We start from the raw sequence: 23,619 nt of genomic DNA, 5'->3' as shown, positions 1-23,619 counted from the left end.
CGAGAACAAAAATAGCGCGACTCCATTCTGCCGGTGTGTCTAAAGTATGAGCAGAAATGATATCTCCCATCAATACCGCTCTTCTACACATCGCCGCAGCAGCTATGATTGTAAATTGTGGAGAAACTTCTATTATTTGACTGTACACGTCATTTTTCTGAAGGATTTACATGAGAGTTAATGGACTTACGAAGGGATTTTTCATCCTGATCGTGCTGATCGTCACCCTGGCTTTTTTCGACGTTCTCTCCCCCTATTATTCAGCCATTTTATGGGCGGCCATTCTGGCGGTGATCTTCCACCCGGTGAAAAACAAACTGCGCGATCGGCTCGGCGAGCGCAACGGCCTGGCGGCGCTGCTGACCATCGTCATTATCTGCCTGATTGTCTTTACCCCGCTGGCGATCATTCTTTCGTCGCTGGCCTTCGAGCTCAACGTGGTTTACACCAAACTGCAGCATAATGACACCCAGTTCCCGACCGTGGTAGCCAGCCTGTTTGCTCACCTGCCGGAATGGGCCAGGAGCTTCCTTTCTGAGCATAATCTCGATAGCGCGGAACAGATTCAGCGCCAGCTTTCAGACGTAGCGCTGAAAGGAGGCCAGTACCTGGCCGGTAGCGCATTCTTGATTGGGAAAGGGACCTTCGGCTTTACCGTCAGCTTCGGCATCATGCTTTATCTGCTGTTTTTCCTGCTCAAAGATGGCCCGTATCTGGTCAGACTGATCCTTGAATCCCTGCCGCTATCGAATCACGTGAAGCAGCATCTTTTCGCTAAATTTGCCGCCGTCTCCCGGGCGACGGTAAAAGGCACCGTCGCGGTGGCGCTTGCGCAGGGCGCGCTTGGGGGACTGGCGTTCTGGATCGTGGGGATTGATGGCAGCATCCTGTGGGGCGCGCTGATGGCGTTTCTGTCGCTGATCCCGGCGGTGGGCTCGGCGATTATCTGGGTTCCAGCGGCAATCTATCTCTTCGCGACCGGGCAGCTCTGGCAGGGCGCGTTTATCGTCGGTTTCTTTGTGATCATCGTAGGGCTGGTGGATAACATTCTGCGACCTTTACTGGTTGGTAAAGATACCAAAATGCCGGACTACCTGATCCTGATCACCACGATCGGCGGAATGGAAATTTACGGCATCAATGGTTTTGTGATCGGCCCGCTGATCGCCGCGCTGTTTATCGCCTGCTGGAACCTTCTCTCCGGACGCGATCACGCTGGAAACATCGATGAGCTTGATGAAGATTTCCTCGAAGAAGGTAAAAATCACGAAGAGTAGCAGCGCTGTATTGCAGCGCTTTACAGGTAAAATGCTGCCATCCCGTCAGGTGGCGATCGGCGTTTTATCTGAGCGGTAAATAAGTAAAAACAGCGCGGGACAGCAAAACGCAGGGGCCCCCCCTGCTCGACTGCGATGAAACCCCGTTCTCAGCGCCCGTCTTAAACCGAGACGTTAAGCTTATGGGAAGTAGTTAACGACTACGTTCCCTCTCATAAACAGAATTTATAACTGCTATTTATGAAAATTTTGGTAAATAGCACTTATCAATCAGCGGATAAATGCTACTCTTATGCCGTTGAGGATTGATAACAAAGGATTACTCACGTGAAAAAAATCACTACGTTTGCCGCTTCCATGCTGGCTCTTGCCTGCGTTTCCGCCAGCGCCGTTGCAGCTGAACAGCCGCTGGAAAAAATCGCTCCCTACCCTAAAGCGGAGCAAGGGATGAAGCGTCAGGTGATTCAGCTGCCGCAGCAGCCGGATGAGTCGACGTTAAAAGTGGAGCTGATGATTGGCCAAACGCTGGAAGTCGACTGCAATCGTCATCGTCTTGGCGGTCAGCTGGAAAGCAAAACCCTTGAAGGCTGGGGCTACGACTACTACGTATTTGATAAAGTGACTTCTCCCGTCTCGACCATGATGGCCTGTCCGGATGGTAAAAAAGAGAAGCAGTTTGTGATGGCAGGTCTGGGCGATGCGGGAATGCTGCGTTACAACAGTAAGCTGCCAATCGTGGTTTATACCCCGGCCAACATCGATGTGAAATATCGTATCTGGAGAGCGGACGAAACCATCGGCACGGCCGTTGTGCGTTAATCCCTGTACGAGTGAATCCGGCGGCCTGAGCCGCCGGAGAAGAAGTTAAAGCGCAATATCAGCGACCGGTTTACCTTCCGGCAGCGGCTTCAGCTCCGCCTGCGGAACCTCATCAGCCACCGTAACCGGCTCGTAGTGCAGTTCCAGCACTTCGCTGGTCCACGCCAGCGCCTTTTCAATTTCCGCAGCGTTGCCGTCCAGACGCGTACCGTAGCTTGGTATAATCGCTTTCAGTTTCGCCTGCCACTCCGCTGAGTTGATCTTCTCTTTGAACACTTTTTCCATGAGCTGCAGCATAATCGGCGCCGCAGTGGAAGCTCCCGGCGAGGCGCCCAGCAGCGCGGCTACGGTGCCTTCGTCATCGCTGACGACCTCGGTACCGAGGCGCAGAACGCCGCCCTTCTTCTCATCGCGCTTGATAATCTGCACGCGCTGGCCAGCCTGCCATAAGCGCCAGTCATCTTTGCGCGCTTCCGGATAGTATTCACACAGCGCCGCGTGACGATCTTTGTCCTTTTGCAGCACCTGGCTAATCAAATACTTCACCAGATCGAAGTTATCCAGCCCCACGTTGAGCATCGGCATGATATTCGAGGTGTTGGTCGAGGCCAGCAGATCCCAAAGCGAACCGTTTTTCAGGAAGCGGGTCGAGAAGGTTGCGAACGGCCCAAACAGCACCACGCGCTTGCCGTCGATAATACGGGTGTCGATGTGCGGAACCGACATCGGCGGCGCGCCAACCTCGGCCTGACCGTAGACTTTGGCCAGATGGTGATTAACCACTTCCGGGTTCTCACACACCAGGAACTGTCCGCCGACCGGGAAGCCCGCGTACTCTTTAGCCTGCGGAATACCGGTTTCCTGCAGCAGGGTTAGCGCGGCGCCGCCGGCCCCGATAAAGATAAATTTAGCCTTGATAACCCGTTTCTGGTGGCGGTTGTTCGCATCCGCCAGCGTAACGGTCCAGCTTTTGTCGGCGTTGCGCTTAAAACGGCGCACCACGGTCCCCAGCTGGAGAGAGAAATTATCATGGGTTTGCAGCCCGGCGATCAGCTGACGGGTGATTTCGCCGTAATTCACGTCGGTACCCACCTCCGAGCGGGTCGCGGCCACCTTCTGCTGCGGATCGCGTCCTTCCATCACCAGCGGAGCCCACTCTTTTATTTGTTGATGATCTTCAGAGTAGCGGATACCGCGGAACAGCTCGCTTTGTTGTAAAGCCGCATAGCGAGCGCGCAGGAAGTTAACATTGTTTTCGCCCCATACGAAGCTCATGTGCGGCACGCTGTTAATAAAGGATTTAGGCTTTTTCAGAATGCCCCGGGTCACCTGATGGGCCCAGAACTGACGAGAAATCTGGAAGGATTCGTTGATGTCGACCGCTTTATCGATGTTGATACCGTTAGCGGTTTGCGGCGTATAGTTCAGCTCCATCAACGCCGCGTGGCCGGTACCCGCGTTGTTCCATCCGTTCGAGCTCTCTTCCGCCACGCTGGACATCTGCTCGACCATGGTAATAGACCAATCCGGCTCCAGTTCCTGCAGCCAGGTTCCCAACGTGGCGCTCATGATGCCGCCGCCAATCAACAATACATCCGTCTCTTGCTCATGGCGGGTGTTGGTCCGAGTGTTATTGGAACCAACCGCCTGTGAGCTGGGTACGGCCATCTTTTTCTTCATCGGATTTGAGCCTTACTTTACTCGCTTTTTTATTTAGCGCAGGTGAAACGATTCTCGGCTTCAAAGGTAACACTGAAGAAAAAAAATTTAAATATTGTTTAAATTTTAAGTTGAGTTTTGAGATCTGTTATAAAAATGTTTAATAAATGTGTATCATAAATCACATTTTGTACTGGTATCAGAGGCGCTTCCGCGCTATTATCCTCGGTTTTGTGACCGACCGCACGTAACCAGCGACCGATCATGGCCCAAATTTTTTAAATTCTGCGAAATTTTTTTATGCCCCCTGTTTCTGATTCCGCTACCTCCAGCAACGCTGGCGCATTAGGCCAGATCCTGCGCTCGCCCGCGCTGCTGACGCGTGAAACGCTGGCGGGCGTACTCACCGCACTGGCGCTAATCCCCGAGGTCATCTCCTTCTCGGTTATCGCTGGCGTTGATCCGAAAGTCAGCCTGATTGCCTCCGTAGTGCTGTGCCTGGCGATGTCGGTTCTCGGCGGCAGACCGGCGATGGTCACCGCCGCCGCCGGATCGGTAGCGCTGGTGATTGGTCCGATGGTGCATCAATATGGCGTCGGCTACATTCTCCCGGCGGTCATAATGGCCGGCGTTATTCAAATTTTGTTTGGCATTTGCGGCATGGCGCGCCTGATGCGCTTTATTCCGCAGCCGGTGATGACCGGTTTTGTTAACGCGCTGGGTATTCTCATCTTTTTTGCCCAGGTACCGCATTTCTGGAGCAAGCAGCCGCTGATTATCGGCCTGTTCGTGTTAACGCTGCTGATTGTGCTGTGGGTGCCGCGCTATATAAAGGCAATCCCTTCTCCGCTCATCGCTATCGTACTGCTGACGCTGTTTACCGTTTTCAGCGGCCAGCTGCTGCCGACCGTCGGCGATGAAGGCTCAATGAGCGGCGGACTACCGGGGTTAACCAGCCTGATAGTGCCTCTGAATTTAACCACGCTGCACATCATCTGGCCCTGCGCGCTGAGTATCGCTTTTGTCGGCCTGATGGAGTCGCTTCTGACGGCAAAGCTGGTGGATGATTTAACCCAAACGCCTTCCAGCAAAGCGCGCGAGAGCGCGGGTCTGGGCATCGCCAACATTCTCGCCGGGTTCTATGGCGGTATCGCCGGGTGCGCGATGATCGGCCAGACCATCGTTAATGTTGAAATGGGTAAAGCGCGCAGCCGCGTGTCGACCGTTGCCGCAGGCCTGGTGCTGCTCCTGCTGGTGACTGCCTTAAGCGAAGTGATGGCAAAAATCCCGATGGCCGTGCTCGCCGGGGTGATGGTGATTGTCGCGGTGAAGACCTTTAGCTGGCACAGTATTCGTCCAACTGAGCTGGCGCGCAATCCGTGGCCGGAAACGCTGGTGATGCTGGTGACCGTCGGCGCAACCGTCGGCACCAGCAATCTGGCAATCGGCGTTCTGGCAGGGCTGATCTCAATGGCTCTGATCCCCCGCCGTCTGCGGACTCAAGCGCAGGCTACATCAGAAAAAGCGTCGCCAGCCCAAGAAAAATAAAGAATCCGCCGGTGTCGGTAATCGCGGTAATCATTACGCTGGAGCCGACCGCCGGGTCGCGTCCCAGCTTGACCATCACCATTGGGATAATGACGCCCATCATTGCCGCCATCAGTAGATTGAGCATCATCGCCAACGTCATCACGCCGCCCAGTTGCGGATCGTCGTATAGCCACCAGGTGATAGCCCCCATAATCCCGCCCCAGACGATCCCATTGATCAGCGCAACGCCCATCTCGCGCAAGATCAGGAAGGTAAAACTTCCCGGCTGAATATGCTGTAACGCCATTGCCCGCACGATCATGGTGATCGTCTGGTTGCCCGTGTTGCCGCCAATCCCGGCGACAATCGGCATTAGCGACGCCAGCGCCACCAGTTGGGAAATAGTATGTTCGAAGCCATCGATCACGCGGGAAGCGATAAACGCGGTGCACAGATTCACCGCCAGCCAGGCCCAGCGGGTCTTCACCGCTTTGCTCACCGGCGCAAACACGTCGTCATCGTTGCTCAGGCCGCCCATGCGGCGTAAATCGTTATCCGTCTCCTCATAGACCACGTCAACGATCTCATCAATGGTTAAACGTCCCATCAGCTTGCCGTCGGCATCAATCACCGCGGCGCTAAGTAAGTCATCACGTTCAAAGGTACGCGCCACTTTCTCCGCGTCTTCGTGCGGCTGGAAGGTCACCGGATCGCCTTCCATCACTTCCCCTACCCGCTTCTGCGCATCGTTAAGCAGAATGGTTTGCAGCTCGAGTTCGCCGAGCAGCAGCTTATTGCGGGTGGTCACAAACAGTTTATCGGTATTCTCCGGCATTTTACCTAGTCGCCGCAGATAGCGCTGCACCGCTGCGAGAGTCGCTTCCGGACGGACGGTAATGACCTCAAACTCCATGATCGCGCCGACGGTATTGTCGGCGTAGCGCATCATCTGGCGAATACGCGCGCGCTTATCCGCAGGCAGGGTGGCCAGTAAACGTCCGGTCAGATCGCGGGGCAAGTGCTGCAGCAGGTAAACCTGTTCATCGATATCGAGATTTTGCAGCGCGAACAGCAGATCGTGATCGCTCATCTCTTCGATGAGATCGCCCCAGACGCTTTCCGACGCCTCCAGCAGCACTTTGCCGCGCTTATCATCGGCGACCAGCCGCCAGAGCGCGTTGCGCGCATCATAGGGCAGCGCTTCGAGCGCATCGGCAAGATCCGGCGGCGGCAGGTGTGAAACCAGCATTTCCACTTCCGCCAGATCGTCGGCCAGGGTACTGTCATCGTAGCGTTCAGCGAGGGTTAATTTACCCAGCAGTGAAGATGTGACGGCTTTATCGGTGCTCAGGAGCCAAATGAGGCGGGCGCGCTCTTCATCGCGCAATCTGGCGCTTTTTTTGTGCAAAACGGACATCGGTCAGGCAATCCTTGTAAAAATATCTGTCAGACCAGCAGGCCGGAAGCCTTAAGCATAGCGCGAGGAGGCGGAAATAATAACCGCTATAAATTCGGTCGACGGAAAAAACAGCAGCCTGCAGATACCCCGGAGGTCGACTGACGCCTCCGGGACGGCGTAAACCGATCAGGCGGTACGGGCAACCGCATCGCGGGTCGCCAGTTCGCGCTCATTTCCGGTCAGCTCCGAGAGCTGGCCGCCGCGCATTTCCAGCAGCCTGTCGGCGTGCTGAAAGTAGTGATCGTCATGGCTGATGGCAAAGAGGGTTTTGCCCATCTCCTTCATCAGCGGCAGCAGCACCTGATAGAATTCGCGGCGGAAATGGGGGTCCTGATCTGCCGCCCATTCGTCCAGCATGATGATATCTCTGTCTTCCGCTAACGCCAGCAGCAGCGCCACGCGCTTTTTCTGCCCTTTTGACAGCTTCAGGTCGAGAATTTTGCCATCGTCCAGCCGTAGCTTATGGTTCATTTGCAGATAGCCCAGCCACTTCTCCACCAGCGCCGGATCGGCCGCCTTCCCTTCCGGTCCCAGCAGCCTGTCGAACAGCCAGACGTCGGTAAAGACCGCCGAGAAAAGCTTGCGGTAATCTTCCGGCTTATCCGCCGCCATCGGCTTCCCGTCAACCAGGATCTGTCCAGAAACCGGCTGATACAAACCGGTCAGCAGCATGGCCAGCGTCGATTTTCCGCTCCCGTTGCCGCCAATCAGGAATACCAGCTCGCCGCGCCTGAGAGTCAGATTAATCGGCCCGACCGCAAAGCTGTTGTCGGGATAATGGAAGGTAATATCGCGCAGCTCGAGCGTCTGCCAGTGGGGGTACACCTGCGCCTGCGGGAATTCAGCGCGGTAGGGCGCGAGCGAAAACTTATTCAGCTTATTGAATGCCACCTGAGCGCTGAGCAGAGTCGGCAGCGCGCCAACCGCAGAGAGCAGCGGCGTGCGCAGGAAGAGCAGCGTCAACGAATAGGTGGCCGCCACCGCCGTATCGGCCCAGCCCAGGCTGTTAGCCATCCAGAAGACCAGGCCAATCGCGCCCAGCATCATAATATTCGACCAGTTGACCGCGCTCAGATGGAAGGTATCGGCGCGGACAATATGGTGGCGGTATTCGCGCGCGTCCGGGAGATAGAGCTGATTAAATACATATTCAGCGCGCTCGCGATTAAGGGTGAGCTCTTTGCGTCCTTCGAGAACCGTTTGATAATCGTGATACAGCTTATCTTCGGTTTCGCGCAGCGAGGCCATGTGCTTGTAGACCCGCGACACCAGCACAAATCCGCCCCAGATGGTTAACGCCAGCCACAGCGCGGTAACCAGCATCATTTTTCCGGACAGCCAGGCCAGATAAGCGGCGGAACCAAAGGTCAGAATAATCCCCTGTACCAGCTCCGGCAGACGCACGAAAGCAATGGTAATGTTGCGGATGTCGCTGGTTAACCCGGCCAGCAGCGACGCGCTGCCGATTTTCTCGATCTTCTCAATTTGCGTATCCAGAATGCGCTTAATAAATTCCCCGCGCAGGCGATAAACAAAATGGTGGCCGAGCGTAGTAAGCGCCAGTTGCGAGCCAAGGGTGACCGCCATCAGCAGCAATAATAGTCCCAGAAATTCCGGCAGTACCGTCAGGGAGGTATCGACGATAGTTATCAGGCGCAGGTTAATAAAGGCGATAAGCCCAATACCCAGCGCCGCGCTCAGCAGGCTCAGGGCAATGACGGAGATAAACGGCCAGCGGTACTGACGCCAGACAAGAAGAAGAAGTTCCATAACGCGTAATCCGGGCAAGCAAAAACAGCCAGCAGTTTAAACTGCTCGACGATGACAGCAAGAATAATTCTTATTTTTATTCTTTATTCCCTGCCAGGCGGAAAGTGAGATTGTAGCGACAGGAGCCGGTATCCGGATGAACACCCTCTTTTAGCGGCTGAATGCCGTGGTAAAACAGCCGTGATTCGCCGCCCCAGACCACCACATCGCCGTGCTCCAGCAGCACCCGCTGTAGCGGATCGCTACGCCGCAGGCCGCCAAACTGGAATATCGCCGGCAACCCCAGCGAGACGGAGACGATCGGCGCCCGCAGGTCGCGCTCGTCTTTATCCTGATGCAGCGACAGCTTTGTGCCGGGCTGATAGCGATTAATAAGACACGCATCCGGGGTAAAGTGCGCATAGCCGCCCGCCGCCGCCGCCTCTGAGGCCAGCTCGCGGAAAAGCGGCGGCATCTGCGGCCAGCGCTTTCCCGTCAGCGGATCGTCGCTGGCATAGAGATAGCCGCGCGCGTTCGTGGTCCAGCCCAGCTCGCCACAGTTGGTCATCGCCACCGACATCGTATAGCCGCCGGGGGTAACCATCTGACGAAAAGGCGAACGATGGGCAATATCGGTGATTGCCTGCAAAAGCGCTGGCGCGCGTTCACGGGCGTAGCGGCGCAAAATTATCGCCCCCGGATCCAGTTGCTCCTGCCAGGGCGGCGTATCGGCAAAAAGATCGAGCATTATGTCTCCTCGTATTGCGCTTCTCGCGCCAGCAGCAGCGCCTTACGCGCCGTTCCCCAACGATAGCCGGATAGCGCCCCATCCTCGCGAACCACACGATGACACGGGATAACCAGCGCCAGCTTATTGGCGGCACAGGCGCTGGCCACCGCCCTCACCGCGCGGGGACGCCCCATACTTTGCGCCACCTGGCGATAGCTGCGGGTCTCCCCCGCCGGGATCTGGCGCAGCGCCTGCCAGACCTGAAGCTGAAAAGCCGTGCCGCGCAGATCCAGCGGCAAAGAAAACGGCTGGCGATGATCGTTAAGATGAGAAAAGACCTGCGCAACCCGCAGGCGAAAGACTTCATCGCCTGGATGCAGTCGCGCATTGGGGAACAGGCTGGCTAATTGATCATACAGCGAGCTGTCGCTATCTCCCGGTAGCACGGCACAGATTCCCCGTTCGCTCTCAGCCACAAGGCAGCGCCCCAGCGGCCCGTCGCCGCATACCCAGGTAATGTCCATATTCTCACCGCCGCGGCGAAACTGACGGCCGGTCATCCCCAGCGCGGCGTCAGCCTGCTGATAGTAGCTGCTATTATCCGGGAAACCGGCGGATAGCGCCGCGTCGGTAATTTTCGCCCCCTGCCCTAACGCTTCGCGTAAACGGCGAGCGCGCCAGGCCTGTTGCCAGGCTTTGGGGGTCATACCAGTCACGGATTTAAAGAGGCGGTGGAAATGAAAGGGGCTGACCGCAAGCTGGCGTGCCAGTGCTTCCAGCGTTATCGGCGTCTCCTGCTCCAGCAGACGGCAAGCGGCAGCGACTTTATCTACCTTCTGCTGCTGCGGATCGCTGTTTTCCGGCTGGCAGCGTTTGCACGGGCGAAAGCCTGCCGCCTGCGCGGTATCGACATCAGGATAGAAGCGAACATTTTCCCGCAGCGCGCGACGAGAGCGGCAGGACGGACGGCAGCAAACGCCGGTAGTCAGCACGGCAAAAACGAACTGACCATCGGCGCCGGTATCGCGTTCGCATACTGCCTGCCAGCGGCGCTCATCGGTATCAAACATTATCGGTTTCATCACGGACTCCTGCTGTAAGTGTAACTTCAGTCTGGGCCGAAGTCCGTTAGCAAAAACCCGAAATCTTGCGGTTTAATTTTTCTCGCCAACCAGGAAAGCGCGGAACTGCGGAGACATCCAGGTTTTAAACCCCTCCCCCTCTTTGACAATCATATAGACCGCCAGCCCCTGTTCACGCACCACCTCCTGCGCTTTTTCCGGCCCCAATACCATCAGCCCGGTATCCCAGCCATCTGCTTCCAGCGCCGTCGGAGCGATAACGGTCACCGAAACCAGCTTGTGATCGATTGGTCGCCCGGTTTGCGGATCGATGACGTGCGAGATGCGCTTGCCGTCCAGCTCATAGTAGTTGCGATAGCTGCCCGAGGTACTGATACCGTGGCCGTTAATATCGACGATCGCCTGTACCGCATTTTCGCGATCGGTCGGTTTCTGGATCGCGACCCGCCACGGTTGACCTTCGGCATTCATGCCCCGGCTCACCAGCGCCCCGCCCACCGAGACCAGGTAGCGCGAGATCCCCTCCTGTTCCATCAGGCGCGCCAGATGATCGGCAGCGTAGCCTTCACCGACGGTGGAGAGATCGACGAACAGATCCGCAATGTCTTTTTGCAGATACTGCCCGTCGGCCCGGTTGATCACCGTCAGATGCTGTAAGCCGCTACGCGCTTTGGCATCGGCAATCTGCTGCGGATCCGGCGTTTTTACCGGCTGTTTGTCCGGGCCAAAGCCCCATAAATTGACCAGCGGCCCGACGGTAATATCCATAGCGCCGTGAGTTTTAGCGCCAATTCGCAGGGACATCGTCACGATATCCGCCATCGCCTCGCTGACCGGCCAGGGCGATGTCTCCGGCGAATGGTTAAAGCGCATCAACGCTGAATCGTTCTTCCAGGTGGAAAGCAGACGATCGTCAGCATCCAGCTGAGCCTGAACTTTCTGACGCAGCGCCTCGGCCTTCGCCTGATCAAGGTCTATGACGCTGACCCGCCAGAATGTGCCCATGGTTTTACCGTCCAGTACGGTAGCGGCGGATTTTGGCGTCTGGGGAGAAGTGGCTGAATCACAACCTGAAAGTAATACCAGGGCCCCGAACAGGGCGGCGCGGAAAAATGTCATGTCCATAAAATTGGCTTCCTCTTGCTAAGGCCCAAAGAGTACACCAGCAAGGTTAAACCGGGCATAAAAAAAGGCGCCATCGGCGCCTTTTTTCAAACTTAAGCGTGCTTAGAACTGGTAAACCAGGCCCAGAGCAACGATGTCGTCGGTAGAGATACCGGCAGCACGGGTGAAGTTGTTTTCGTCCAGCAGGTTGATTTTGTAGTCAACGTAGGTGGACATGTTTTTGTTGAAGTAGTAGGTCGCGCCTACATCAACATATTTCAGCAGATCTTCGTCGCCGTAGCCACGTCCCAGGTCTTTACCTTTGGACTGCAGGTAAGCCACGGACGGACGCAGACCGAAGTCGAACTGGTACTGAGCAACCACTTCGAAGTTCTGCGCTTTGTTAGCAAAGCCCAGGGAACCGGCGCGAGTTGCGTTGTAGGTCTGGGTGTACTGAGACGCCAGATAGATGTTGTTGGCGTCATATTTCAGACCGCCGGTGTAGGTTTCAGCGTTGTCGCCGCGGCCCAGTGCTGCTTTGGTGTTCTGATCGCTAGTACGTTTAGAGTGAGAGTACGCAAAACCAGCGCTGATACCGTCATAGATATCATAGGTCAGAGAGGTGCCGTAGCCGTCGCCGTTCTGTTTATTCCAGTCACGACCATTGTTGGTGGAACCTTCACCGCTGGTGCTACCGTTTTTACCCTGGTACTGCAGAGCAAAGTTCAGACCGTCAACCAGACCGAAGAAGTCGGAGTTACGGTAGGTCGCCACGCCGTTAGCGCGAGACTGCAGGAAGTTATCAGAACCGTAGGTGTCGCCGCCGAATTCCGGCAGAACGTCGGTCCAGGAAGTCACGTCGTATACTACGCCGTAGTTACGACCGTAGTCGAAAGAACCCGCGTCGCCGAATTTCAGACCCGCAAATGCCAGACGAGTCCAGGACTGCTTGTCAGAACCTTCTACGTTGTTCGCCTGAACGTTGTATTCCCACTGGCCGTAACCGGTCAGCTGGTCGTTGATCTGAGTTTCGCCTTTGATGCCCAGACGCATGTAGGTCTGGTCGCCATCGGAAGATTTGTCGTCAGAGAAATAGTGCAGACCGTCGATTTTACCGTACAGGTCTAATTTGTTGCCATCTTTGTTATAGACTTCAGCCGCATTCGCTGCGCCTGCTACCAGCAGAGCCGGTACCAGGAGGGACAGTACTTTAACTTTCATGTTATTAACCCTCTGTTTGTTATATGCCTTTTATTATTGCCACTGCTTACTGATTACCCTTCTAATCAGTCGGCTATTTCATTGTGCTGCAAAATGCAGAATAATCCAACAAGAATATGATACTAAAACTTCTAAGATGTTTCAAAATACCCACAAGATGTTTCAATTTGTAAATGCAAGGGAACTTTTTTTCTGCCACAAATGCGCAACTAAATAAGCACTAATAATCAAAAAATAAAAATTTTCAATCCCTGTCAATGAGTTACATGGTTACATCTCTATAGCACTGAATGGTAAAACAAAATTCTCGTCTGCGACTAAAATTAATCCTGCTATCATCATTAACTTTATTTATTACCGTCATTCAGTTCTGAATGTCTGTTTACCCCTATTTCAACCGGATGCCTCGCATCCGGTTTTTTTTACCCTTCTTTACACATCTTTAATTATTCCATGCTACTCGTGAAAAAAATAACGGTTATTAATCAAACAACTTACGTCTAAGCTCAACGCTATTTATATAATTTCTTGTTATTTAGTGCTATTTCCCTAAGGTAATCCGTCAATAATTGTACAAAAACAACTGCGGTGTACATCTTTGCTCGCATTACTGGTTTAAGATAAATCTCAAGGCAAAAAAGTCATTGTAGGGTATTCAGATGTATGGATTTTGGACGTTAACCTTTATACTGTTCGTAGCATCTGCGCTGCCCCCGGTTAACTTGGTGCAACAGTCCGTTTACACACACTGATGAGTCGTACTCTCACACGATGACCCCGAAAAAATTTTCCCTGATACCCGGCAACATTACCCGCTTCTTTATTCTCATGGTCATCGTCCTGCTGGCGACGATGGGGGTCATGATCCAAAGCGCCGTTAACGCCTGGCTAAAAGATAAAAGCTACCAGGTTGTCGATGTCAGCTACGACTTGCATAAACGTATTGACACCTGGCGCTACGCCACCTGGCAAATCTATGACAACATCGCCGCAACCTCTGCCAGCTCAGCCTCCGAAACCGGGTTGCAGGAAACGCGTTTAAAGCAGGATGTTTACTATCTGGAGAAACCGCGGCGCAAAACCGAAGCGCTGATTTTTGGCTCTCATGACGGCTCAACGCTGGAAATGACGCAAAAAATCTCCAACTATCTCGATATCCTGTGGGGCGCCGAGACGATTCCCTGGTCAATGTATTATCTCAACGGCCTGGATAACAGCCTGATACTGGTTTCAACGCTGCCGTTAAAAGATCTCTCTTCCAGTTTCAAAGAATCGACGATAAGCAGCGTCGTTGAATCACGCCGGGCTGAGATGCTGCTGCAGGCCAATACCCTTGATGAACGCGAGACGTTTTCGTCGCTGCGCCACCTCGCCTGGCAAAACGGCTACTACTTCACCTTACGCACCACCTTTAACCAGCCCGGTCATCTGGCGACGGTAGTGGCCTTCGATCTGCCCATTAACGACCTCATTCCGCCGAGTATGTCTCTGGAGAGTTTCCGCCTGGAGCCCGATCCCTCGCAGAACGGAACCAGCAATCCGGATAAAGAAGCTGCCGACATCGTCAGCATTAACTTTAACGGCCCGCAGATTGAAATTATCACGACCATTAATACCACCGGTATGCGCCTGGTCTGGATGGTGCCCTTTAGCGAGCTGATTCTGGAATCGCTGCAAAATATTTTACTGCCGCTGTTGCTGAACATTGGTCTGCTGGCGCTGGCGCTGTTCGGATTTACCACCTTCCGTCACTACAGCGGACGTAAAAGCGTCGCGGGAACGGCTATCTCCTCGGCAGCCAATAGTGAACTACGCGCTCAGCGCGCCATTCACGAAGAGATCGTTTCCCTGCTGCCGCTCGGGCTGCTGGTGCACGATCTGGAGGCTAACCGTACGGTGATCAGCAATCCGATCGCCGATCATCTGCTGCCGCATCTGAACCTGCAAAACATCATTAATATGGCCGATCAGCATCAGGGCGTGATCCAGGCGACGGTGAACAATGAACTGTATGAAATCCGTCAGTTCCGCAGTCAGGTTTCGCCACGAACGCAAATTTTTATTATTCGCGATCAGGACCGTGAGGTGATGGTGAATAAGAAACTTAAGCAGGCCCAGCGTCTGTATGAGAAAAATCAGCAGGGCCGCACGGCGTTTATGCAGCATATCGGCGCGGCGCTCAGGCAGCCGGCGCAGACGCTGGCGGAAGAAGCCGCGGCGCTCGGCATGGCAGAAAGCCGCAGGCTGGCCCAGCATGCGGACGAACTGGTGCAGTTGGTAGATGAAATCGAGCTGGCAAACCTGCTGGAGAGCGATAGCTGGAAGAGCGCTCAGGGTCTATTCTCGATTCAGGAACTGATAGATGAAGTGGTGCCTGAAGTGCTACCTATCATCAAACGCAAGGGTCTACAGCTGCTGATTAACAACGCTTTGCCGGCCAATGAGCAACGCTACGGCGATCGCGACGCCCTGCGCCGTACGCTTTTACTGCTTATCCAGTATTCGGTTACCACCACGCCTATTGGCAAAATCACTCTGGAAGTGAGTAAAGATGAATCAGCGGAAGATCGTCTGACCTTCCGTATTCTCGATACCGGCAACGGCGTTTCCGCAAACGAAATTGACAATATGCACTTTCCGTTCCTCAACGATACGCAGGCAGACCTCTACGGCAAGGCCAACGCCCTCACCTTCTGGCTCTGCGATCGCCTGACGCGCAAGCTCGGCGGGCAGCTCAATATCAAAGCACGCGAGTCGCTGGGTACCCGCTACTCCCTGCATTTAAAAATGGCCGCCAGCGCAGAGGAGAGTGAGTCAGGGGAACATCTGCTGGATGACGTGGTGATATTGCTTGATGTGACCGCCAATGAAGTCCGCCGTATTGTGACTCGCCAGCTGGAGAGCTGGGGGGCCACCTGCATCACGCCGGATGACAGAATCACAAGTCAACAATATGATCTCTTTTTAACGGATAATCCGTCTAATCTTACTGCTTCGGGCTTGCTTTTAAGCGATGATGAAGCCCGGGTTCATAAGATTGGTCCTGGTCAGCTCCGCGTAAACTTTAATATCAGCGCTGCGCTGCAGGAAGCTATCCTGCAATTGATTGAGCAGCAGCTTGCAGAGGAAGAGGAGCAGCCTTCCTCTGCCGGTAGCGAAAGTAACGCCGAACTGCATGCCAGCGGCTATTACACGCTGTTTGCTGACACGGTACCAGATGATGTTAAGAGGCTGTATAATGAACGGGCAACGGGCGATTTCGCCGCGCTGGCGCAGACCGCTCACCGCCTCAAAGGGGCGTTTGCTATGCTAAATCTGGTACCCGGCAAGCAGTTATGTGAAACGCTTGAGCATCTGATCCGAGAAAAAGATGCGCAAGGCATAGAAAAATATATCAGCGACATTGACGACTACGTCAAGAGCTTGCTGTAGCAAGGTAGCCTAATACATGAACAATATGAACGTAATTATTGCCGATGACCATCCGATCGTACTGTTCGGTATTCGTAAGTCACTTGAACAAATTGAGTGGGTGAACGTTGTCGGCGAGTTTGAAGACTCCACCGCATTAATCAACAATCTGCCAAAACTGGACGCACATGTCCTGATTACCGATTTATCCATGCCCGGTGATAAATACGGCGATGGCATTACGCTTATCAAATACATCAAGCGTCATTTCCCGGATCTGTCAATCATTGTACTGACGATGAATAACAACCCGGCGATCCTTAGCGCGGTTCTGGATCTGGACATAGAAGGGATTGTCCTGAAACAGGGGGCGCCAACCGACCTGCCTAAAGCGCTGGCCGCGCTGCAAAAAGGCAAAAAATTCACTCCGGAGAGCGTTTCGCGCCTGCTGGAAAAAATCAGCGCTGGCGGTTACGGCGACAAACGTTTGTCGCCGAAAGAGAGTGAAGTGCTGCGCTTGTTCGCCGAAGGCTTCCTGGTCACCGAGATAGCCAAAAAGCTCAACCGCAGCATCAAAACCATCAGTAGCCAGAAAAAATCGGCGATGATGAAGCTCGGCGTGGAAAACGACATCGCCCTGCTGAACTACCTCTCTTCCGTTTCCCTGAGCTCCACCGACAAAGACTAAGCTCTTTTCTTCCCGGATAGCTCGGCGTTATCCGGGAAGCTTCTCTACTCCCTTCCCTTACGTACCCGCGTAGCGTAGAGCGTTAACGTCTGCTTAATGATATCCAGCGTGACCGGCTTAGAAAGACAGCTGTCCATACCGGATTCCAGGCAGCGCTGCTTCTCTTCCGCCAGCGCGTTGGCGGTAACGCCAATCACCGGCAGCGTGAGCCCCAGCTGGCGAATACGCTGAGTCAGGCGATAGCCGTCCATGTTCGGCATGTTGACGTCGCTGAGCACGATATCAATATGCTGTTTGCTCAGGACATTCAGCGCATCGACCCCATCATTTGCCGTCACGCATTGATAGCCCAGCGATCCAAGCTGATCGGCCAGCAGGCGACGGTTGATCGGATGATCGTCAACCACCAGAATCATCATGTCATCATTGCTGGCGTTTTGCGCATCCGCGGCAGCTAGCGCAGGGCCGTTATCCGCACTGGCTACGGCAATATGGAAGATGCGTCCCAGCAGCGGCAGGAGCTCGTGCGGCGTGGCGACGCTATGCAGCCACTCGCCGGGTGCCCGCTCTTGCGGAATACCGATATGCCGACGAGAGAAGATCACCATCGCGCAGCCAGCCCAGGCTTCATACGTCTCGCTATCGGTTAACAGAATATCTTCCGCTCCCGGCGTTTGCCCGTCAAAACGACGGACAGGAACGCCGTGGAAGGTCAGCAACTGCTCGACGAACACCGCCAGCGAGCTGTTATCAATCGCCAGCCAGCAGCATTTTTCAGCCAGGCCATCAATATTCAGCGGCGGCGTATTTTGCACGCCATAAAGCGGGATACGAATAGTGAATCGACTGCCCATACCCGGTTCGGTTTCGACGGCGATATCACCATCCATCATGCTGATAAGCTTTTCACAAATCGCCAGGCCGAGCCCGGTTCCCTGGAAGTTGCGCTGCACGCCGGTACCGACCTGGAAGAACGGATCGAACAGGCGTAGCACCTCTTTCGCCGGGATCCCTTCGCCGGTGTCGCGTACGCTGATGCGCAGATAATCATCCGCCCGCTCTACGTGCAGGACAATACAGCCGGTATCGGTAAACTTAATCGCATTACTCAACAGGTTTGAAATAACCTGCTGCAGGCGCATCGGATCGCCGGACATCAGTTGCGGAACGTCTGGCTCAATAAAGCAGTACAGCCCAAGATGTTTACGCACCACCAGCGGCAGATAGTTGGCGGAGATATGGTTCATTACCTCACGTGGCGAAAACTCCCGCGGCTCAATTTTAAGCTGCTCGGACTCAATTTTAGAGAAATCGAGAATATCGCTAATGATTTTCAGCAGCAGGCTGGAAGAGTTGTTCATCGCTGTCACCAGACGATCGACGCCCTTCGGTAGCTCCTTGGTCTGCAAGAGATCGAGGTTGCCGATAATCCCGTACAGCGGCGTACGCAGTTCGTGGCTGACGGTGGCGAGGAACATCGATTTCGACTGGCTGGCCTGCTCGGCGGCCTGGGCCATCTCCTGCAGAGACTCTTCCATTTTGACGCGCGCCGATACGTCCACCAGTACGCAGATCGCCACGTTCTCGTTGCGATAGCGCGAATGGACAAAGCTGATTTGCAGGTTGGTATTATTGCTGGTCAGCACATCGACAAAGTTTACCTGCTGGCCGCAGATAATTTGCGTCAGCCGCTGCCGGTCCTCATGAGTTAACATGTTGAGATAGTTATGCGCCAGCTCGTTACTCAGGATATTGGTGCCGTCGAGGGTACGTAAAATACAGATCCCCACCGGCGCGGAGGCAACGATTTTGCGGTTGAACTGCTCATGCTCTTCCAGGCGCTGGGCATCATTTTCGGCCGGAATAAAAATCCGTCGTTCATACATTCGGGCGAGGGCGAAAAGGAGCGCGCCGGTGAGCAGATTGAGTACCACCGCGTTCAGTATCAGCATCCGAATGCGTTCCAGCACCTGATCTACCGGCACCGAATAGACAATACTTAAGGATGACGGCGGCAGGCTTTTTTTCATCGCCAGCTCGCGAAAACCCGCGGTATAGCCAAACCACAGACGTTCCTGCATCCACTTCGCGTCCGGTTTGATATTGCTATTCGACCCGGCAAGTGAAATCAGCGACTGTCCATTATCGTCAAGGATCGTCACGTTCATCGGCAAACTGCCTGGGGTAAAGAAACTTTCCATACGGATGGTTTGCTCTACGCCAAGCATCGCCTGCAGACGATTCGCCACATAGATGGGCGTGAGCGCATAGAAATAGCCAACGCCCGGGCGCACGCCCTGGCTTATCCAGAACAGATTATTGCCGCGCTCGTTTTGCGGCGCGTCGCGATACTGCTCAATGCGCTGATGCAGTACTTTAAGCGCCTGGTCCCGCTCCAGCGGGATGTCACGCAGGCCGAAGTTGGCCATGCACAGATTGTCGCTACCAATCAAAAAAATACGATTGAGGTCGTAGGCCGTGGAGAAATTGTCGCGCCAGTAGCGCATAAACCACGCCAATGACTGCAGCGAATTACGCCAGGTGGAACTCATCAGCGCACAGTCGGAATCCGGATAGAGCGGTTCAAAATCAGGAATTGAAATATTGCCGCGCTGGGCCGGCGTATCGCCGCCTTCGCCGCCATCTATCGGCCGATTACCGGCAACATATTTCAGCTCCTTAATCACGTCGGCCGTACGCTGTATATAGCGCTGCGCCTGATCGGCATTGAGGTTAAATTCCTGGCGAATTTCCGATTCCCGATCGTGCAAAGCGTTGACGATGTAAAACACCGAAACAAAAGCGACCAGCACCCACAGCAGTACCGCCAGCGCTCTGAACAGATAGCGTGAAACTTTTAACGTGTTATGGAAAGAAGCTAGATATTTCAATGTGGCGATGCTCGGCCGTCAGGGGCTCAACAGAATGGCGTTAAGGTAACGATAAAACTACGGTCCCGCAACGGGAAAACAAAAAGGGCCGGGGATGAGCCCGACCCTTTCAGAACAATTACCGCAGAGAATTACTCTTCATCTTCGGCGATGTCATCGTCAGTATCTGCTTCCGGCGCGATATCTTCATCGCCTTCCGCCGCGCTGCCGTCGATGGCATCCAGCTCTTCGTCATCAACCGGCTCAGCAACGCGCTGCAGACCGACCACGTTTTCATCTTCCGCGGTACGAATCAGGATCACGCCCTGAGTGTTACGGCCGACAATGCTCACCTCGGAAACGCGGGTTCGTACCAGCGTGCCCGCATCGGTGATCATCATAATCTGGTCGCAGTCATCAACCTGCACCGCGCCCACCACGGAACCGTTGCGTTCGGTCACTTTGATTGAGATTACGCCCTGGGTCGCACGCGACTTGGTTGGATACTCATCAGCCGCGGTACGTTTACCGTAGCCATTCTGCGTAACGGTCAGGATGGCCCCTTCACCGCGCGGAATGATCAACGAAACCACTTTATCTTCGCCGGCCAGCTTGATGCCGCGTACGCCGGTAGCGGTACGGCCCATTGCGCGGACGGCGTCCTCTTTAAAGCGCACCACTTTACCGGCGGCGGAGAACAGCATAACTTCGTCCTGACCGGAGGTCAGATCGACGCCAATCAGCTCGTCGCCTTCGTTGAGGTTAACCGCGATAATACCGGCAGAACGCGGACGGCTGAATTCGGTCAGCGCCGTTTTCTTCACGGTACCGCTGGCGGTAGCCATAAAGACGTTCACGCCCTCTTCGTACTCACGTACCGGCAGAATCGCAGTGATACGTTCGTTGGCTTCAAGCGGCAGCAGGTTGACGATCGGACGCCCGCGCGCGCCGCGGCTGGCTTCCGGCAGCTGATAAACCTTCATCCAGTAGAGACGCCCGCGGCTGGAGAAGCAGAGGATCGTGTCGTGGGTGTTGGCCACCAGCAGGCGGTCGATAAAGTCTTCTTCTTTTATACGCGCCGCAGATTTACCTTTACCGCCACGACGCTGTGCTTCGTAATCGGTTAACGGCTGGTACTTCACGTAGCCCTGATGCGAAAGGGTCACGACAACATCTTCCTGGTTGATCAGGTCTTCGATGTTGATATCCGCGCTGTTAGCGGTGATCTCGGTACGACGCGCGTCGCCGAACTGTTCACGGACCAGCTCCAGCTCTTCACGGATAACTTCCATCAGGCGATCGGCGCTGCCCAGAATGTGCAGCAGTTCCGCAATCTGTTCCAGCAGCTCTTTGTATTCATCGAGCAGTTTTTCATGCTCAAGACCGGTCAGTTTCTGCAAACGCAGATCCAGAATCGCCTGCGCCTGCTGTTCGGTCAGGTAGTACTGATCGTCGCGTACGCCGAACTCAGGCTCCAGCCATTCCGGACGAGCGGCGTCATCGCCTGCGCGTTCCAGCATAGCGGAAACGTTGCCCAGATCCCATGAACGCGCGATTAATGCTGCTTTCGCTTCCGCCGGAGTCGGCGCGCGGCGAATCAGTTCGATAATCGGATCGATGTTGGCCAGGGCAATCGCCAGCGCTTCGAGGATATGCGCGCGATCGCGGGCTTTACGCAGTTCAAAAATAGTACGACGGGTCACCACTTCGCGGCGGTGGCGCACGAACGCGGCAATAATTTCTTTCAGGTTCATGATCTTCGGCTGACCATGGTGCAGGGCAACCATGTTGATACCGAAGGAGACCTGGAGCTGAGTCTGCGAATAGAGGTTGTTAAGCACCACCTCACCCACCGCATCGCGCTTCACTTCAATCACGATGCGCATGCCATCTTTATCAGACTCGTCGCGCAGCGCGCTGATGCCTTCAACGCGTTTGTCTTTGACCAGCTCGGCGATTTTCTCAATCAGGCGCGCTTTGTTCACCTGATACGGAATTTCATGCACGATGATGGTTTCGCGGCCGGTCTTCGCGTCAGCTTCCACTTCCGCGCGGGCGCGAATGTACACTTTTCCGCGACCCGTACGATAGGCCTCTTCAATGCCGCGGCGACCGTTGATGATCGCAGCGGTCGGGAAGTCCGGACCGGGAATATGTTCCATCAGCCCTTCAATGCTGATGTCTTCGTTTTCAACGTAGGCCAGACAGCCGTTGATCACTTCGGTCAGGTTGTGCGGCGGAATGTTAGTCGCCATACCTACCGCGATACCGGACGAACCGTTGACTAGCAGGTTCGGGATTTTGGTCGGCATAACGTCAGGGATTTTCTCCGTGCCGTCATAGTTATCGACGAAATCCACCGTCTCTTTTTCGAGGTCGGCCATCAGTTCATGGGCGATCTTCGACATACGGATTTCCGTATAACGCATCGCTGCGGCGGAGTCGCCGTCGACCGAACCAAAGTTACCCTGGCCATCTACCAGCATGTAACGCAGGGAGAATGGCTGCGCCATACGTACAATGGTGTCGTATACGGCAATATCACCATGAGGGTGGTATTTACCGATGACGTCACCCACGACACGGGCAGATTTTTTATAGGCTTTGTTCCAGTCATTGCCCAATACGTTCATGGCGTATAGTACGCGACGGTGTACCGGCTTCAGGCCATCTCGGACATCCGGCAGCGCACGGCCAACAATGACCGACATCGCATAATCCAGATAGGAGCTCTTCAGCTCTTCCTCAATGTTGACCGGTGTAATTTCTCTCGCAAGGTCGCTCATCTAACCGCTATCCCTCTACTGTATCCCGGATTCAAAGGTCGCAAATTATAACACAGCCGCGGTGATACGGGTAAACCTATACCCAATGATTTTCGCGCTGTAACAGGGACAGGGATAGACGGTTTATTCATCGCGGAGGCCTGATATACTTGCCGGTCTGAACTGAACAGGAGTAATAGCGCCCATGAATGCCGAAAAACCGTCGGTGGCCCACAATGTTGATCATAATGAAATCGCTAAATTTGAAGCCGTCGCATCGCGCTGGTGGGATTTAGAGGGCGAATTCAAACCGTTACATCGCATTAATCCTTTGCGTCTTGGCTATATTGCGGAGCGCTCAGGCGGCCTGTTTGGTAAGAAAGTGCTGGATGTCGGCTGCGGCGGCGGCATCCTGGCAGAAAGCATGGCCCGGGAAGGCGCTACGGTCACCGGTCTGGATATGGGGTTTGAACCGCTTCAGGTCGCGAAACTGCATGCCCTGGAGAGCGGTATTCAGGTCGACTATGTCCAGGAAACCGTGGAAGAACACGCGGCGAAGCACGCCGGGGAGTACGATGTCGTCACCTGCATGGAGATGCTGGAGCACGTGCCGGACCCGCAGTCGGTCGTTCACGCCTGCGCGCGGCTGGTCAAGCCTGGCGGCCAGGTATTCTTCTCTACCATTAACCGTAACGGTAAAGCCTGGCTGATGGCGGTTGTCGGCGCCGAGTACGTCATGAAGATGGTGCCGAAGGGAACCCACGATGTGAAGAAATTCATTAAACCAGCGGAGCTGCTCGGCTGGGTGGATGAGACAATTCTGAAAGAGCAGCACATTACCGGTCTTCATTACAATCCGCTAACCAATACCTTCAAGCTGGCGCCGGGGGTGGATGTTAACTATATGTTGCATACAACGGCGAAAAAAGCATAACGTCAGCAGTATTTCCTATGATGATTGCGCGGCATCAAGCCGCGTGATTATTTCTTCCGATGAAGAAATCAGCACTCGATCAAATTTTCATTTTTTTTTCAGATTTATTGACATCTTCTCCAGGCCTTATGGGGCGTGGATTTCGCGATTATCACCCTTCCGCAACCTCAATTTAACGTCAAAATCAACTCTTGTACTCAAAAGAATCCTTACTAGAATACTCACCATATAGCGTTTCTTTTATCGACCACCCCCTACATATAGTATTTATCCACAGAGTTAGTCACAACGGCGATCTGTGGATAAGTGGGGGATATTTTC

General features: G+C 54.5%; 15 protein-coding genes. 6 read left to right on the top strand and 9 right to left on the bottom strand.

What is annotated here, in order from left to right:
* Positions 1–170 precede the first annotated feature (170 nt).
* Both ABLV11_RS25830 and eco read left to right on the top strand, forming a co-directional pair.
* A complete protein-coding gene (locus tag ABLV11_RS25830; protein WP_004103976.1) occupies positions 171–1,277 on the top strand; it encodes an AI-2E family transporter in 1,107 nt (368 codons plus the stop codon).
* Positions 1,278–1,604: 327 nt separating this feature from the next.
* The gene (gene eco / locus ABLV11_RS25825) at positions 1,605–2,096 is read left to right on the top strand and encodes a serine protease inhibitor ecotin (RefSeq protein WP_126489361.1); all 492 of its coding nucleotides are present in this window, start codon (positions 1,605–1,607) and stop codon (positions 2,094–2,096) included.
* A 45-nt stretch (positions 2,097–2,141) separates the two neighbouring features.
* On the opposite strand, the gene mqo is transcribed toward eco, so the two are convergent.
* Positions 2,142–3,776 carry a malate dehydrogenase (quinone) gene (mqo, locus tag ABLV11_RS25820; protein WP_126489362.1) on the bottom strand — a complete coding sequence of 545 codons (1,635 nt, stop codon included), beginning with the start codon at positions 3,774–3,776 and terminating at the stop codon, positions 2,142–2,144.
* Positions 3,777–4,055: 279 nt separating this feature from the next.
* Here mqo and ABLV11_RS25815 point away from each other — a divergent pair, with 279 nt between their 5' ends.
* Entirely contained in the window at positions 4,056–5,303 is a 1,248-nt protein-coding gene (locus tag ABLV11_RS25815; protein ID WP_224330007.1) for a SulP family inorganic anion transporter, read from the top strand.
* Here the strand turns inward: ABLV11_RS25815 and mgtE are convergent.
* From mgtE to ABLV11_RS25785, 6 genes are all read right to left on the bottom strand, one after another.
* Positions 5,266–6,702, bottom strand: coding sequence for a magnesium transporter (mgtE, locus tag ABLV11_RS25810; RefSeq protein ID WP_004103983.1), 1,437 nt, complete (start codon positions 6,700–6,702; stop codon positions 5,266–5,268). The two genes, ABLV11_RS25815 and mgtE, sit on opposite strands and share 38 nt — an antisense overlap.
* A 168-nt stretch (positions 6,703–6,870) precedes the next feature.
* Complete coding sequence (locus tag ABLV11_RS25805) at positions 6,871–8,514, bottom strand: multidrug ABC transporter permease/ATP-binding protein (RefSeq protein ID WP_049129130.1); 1,644 nt, start codon at positions 8,512–8,514, stop codon at positions 6,871–6,873.
* 76 nt (positions 8,515–8,590) lie between these two features.
* Positions 8,591–9,241 carry a DNA oxidative demethylase AlkB gene (gene alkB / locus ABLV11_RS25800; RefSeq protein ID WP_348855998.1) on the bottom strand — a complete coding sequence of 217 codons (651 nt, stop codon included), beginning with the start codon at positions 9,239–9,241 and terminating at the stop codon, positions 8,591–8,593.
* The gene (gene ada, locus ABLV11_RS25795; protein ID WP_163530348.1) at positions 9,241–10,305 is read right to left on the bottom strand and encodes a bifunctional DNA-binding transcriptional regulator/O6-methylguanine-DNA methyltransferase Ada; all 1,065 of its coding nucleotides are present in this window, start codon (positions 10,303–10,305) and stop codon (positions 9,241–9,243) included. Before ada ends, alkB begins: the two co-directional genes overlap by 1 nt.
* Positions 10,306–10,377: 72 nt before the next feature.
* A complete protein-coding gene (gene apbE, locus ABLV11_RS25790; RefSeq protein ID WP_004103991.1) occupies positions 10,378–11,430 on the bottom strand; it encodes an FAD:protein FMN transferase ApbE in 1,053 nt (350 codons plus the stop codon).
* A gap of 102 nt (positions 11,431–11,532) precedes the next feature.
* Positions 11,533–12,630 (bottom strand): porin OmpC, encoded by a 1,098-nt coding sequence (locus tag ABLV11_RS25785; protein WP_004103993.1) that lies wholly within the window; start codon positions 12,628–12,630, stop codon positions 11,533–11,535.
* Positions 12,631–13,401: 771 nt separating this feature from the next.
* On the opposite strand from ABLV11_RS25785, the gene rcsD reads away from it, so the two are divergent.
* Entirely contained in the window at positions 13,402–16,062 is a 2,661-nt protein-coding gene (gene rcsD, locus ABLV11_RS25780) for a phosphotransferase RcsD (RefSeq protein ID WP_126489364.1), read from the top strand.
* Between the two features lie 16 nt (positions 16,063–16,078).
* Positions 16,079–16,729, top strand: coding sequence for a response regulator transcription factor RcsB (gene rcsB, locus ABLV11_RS25775; protein ID WP_004103995.1), 651 nt, complete (start codon positions 16,079–16,081; stop codon positions 16,727–16,729).
* A gap of 44 nt (positions 16,730–16,773) precedes the next feature.
* Here rcsB and rcsC read toward each other — a convergent pair whose 3' ends face one another.
* Together rcsC and gyrA are read right to left on the bottom strand one after the other, a co-directional pair.
* Positions 16,774–19,620 carry a two-component system sensor histidine kinase RcsC gene (gene rcsC, locus ABLV11_RS25770; protein WP_105890564.1) on the bottom strand — a complete coding sequence of 949 codons (2,847 nt, stop codon included), beginning with the start codon at positions 19,618–19,620 and terminating at the stop codon, positions 16,774–16,776.
* A gap of 131 nt (positions 19,621–19,751) precedes the next feature.
* Entirely contained in the window at positions 19,752–22,385 is a 2,634-nt protein-coding gene (gyrA, locus tag ABLV11_RS25765; protein ID WP_348855995.1) for a DNA topoisomerase (ATP-hydrolyzing) subunit A, read from the bottom strand.
* A gap of 184 nt (positions 22,386–22,569) precedes the next feature.
* Between gyrA and ubiG the strand changes: the two genes are divergently transcribed.
* Positions 22,570–23,298 carry a bifunctional 2-polyprenyl-6-hydroxyphenol methylase/3-demethylubiquinol 3-O-methyltransferase UbiG gene (gene ubiG / locus ABLV11_RS25760; protein WP_004114176.1) on the top strand — a complete coding sequence of 243 codons (729 nt, stop codon included), beginning with the start codon at positions 22,570–22,572 and terminating at the stop codon, positions 23,296–23,298.
* The last annotated feature ends 321 nt before the right edge of the window (positions 23,299–23,619 follow it).

Source organism: Klebsiella sp. GW_Kp181 (genome assembly GCF_040062315.1).
GTDB lineage: Bacteria > Pseudomonadota > Gammaproteobacteria > Enterobacterales > Enterobacteriaceae > Klebsiella > Klebsiella oxytoca.
The sequence above is the reverse complement of the archived record's forward strand: the minus strand, read 5'-3'. Positions and strand labels throughout refer to the sequence as shown.

Excerpts from the sequence above, each read along its gene's own strand:
- ABLV11_RS25830 (WP_004103976.1), top strand. The coding sequence starts at position 171 with ATGAGAGTTAATGGACTTACGAAGGGATTTTTCATCCTGATCGTGCTG.
- mqo (WP_126489362.1), bottom strand. The coding sequence starts at position 3,776 with ATGAAGAAAAAGATGGCCGTACCCAGCTCACAGGCGGTTGGTTCCAAT.
- ABLV11_RS25815 (WP_224330007.1), top strand. The coding sequence starts at position 4,056 with ATGCCCCCTGTTTCTGATTCCGCTACCTCCAGCAACGCTGGCGCATTA.
- mgtE (WP_004103983.1), bottom strand. The coding sequence starts at position 6,702 with ATGTCCGTTTTGCACAAAAAAAGCGCCAGATTGCGCGATGAAGAGCGC.
- ABLV11_RS25805 (WP_049129130.1), bottom strand. The coding sequence starts at position 8,514 with ATGGAACTTCTTCTTCTTGTCTGGCGTCAGTACCGCTGGCCGTTTATC.
- alkB (WP_348855998.1), bottom strand. The coding sequence starts at position 9,241 with ATGCTCGATCTTTTTGCCGATACGCCGCCCTGGCAGGAGCAACTGGAT.
- ada (WP_163530348.1), bottom strand. The coding sequence starts at position 10,305 with ATGAAACCGATAATGTTTGATACCGATGAGCGCCGCTGGCAGGCAGTA.
- apbE (WP_004103991.1), bottom strand. The coding sequence starts at position 11,430 with ATGGACATGACATTTTTCCGCGCCGCCCTGTTCGGGGCCCTGGTATTA.
- ABLV11_RS25785 (WP_004103993.1), bottom strand. The coding sequence starts at position 12,630 with ATGAAAGTTAAAGTACTGTCCCTCCTGGTACCGGCTCTGCTGGTAGCA.
- rcsD (WP_126489364.1), top strand. The coding sequence starts at position 13,402 with ATGACCCCGAAAAAATTTTCCCTGATACCCGGCAACATTACCCGCTTC.
- rcsB (WP_004103995.1), top strand. The coding sequence starts at position 16,079 with ATGAACAATATGAACGTAATTATTGCCGATGACCATCCGATCGTACTG.
- gyrA (WP_348855995.1), bottom strand. The coding sequence starts at position 22,385 with ATGAGCGACCTTGCGAGAGAAATTACACCGGTCAACATTGAGGAAGAG.
- ubiG (WP_004114176.1), top strand. The coding sequence starts at position 22,570 with ATGAATGCCGAAAAACCGTCGGTGGCCCACAATGTTGATCATAATGAA.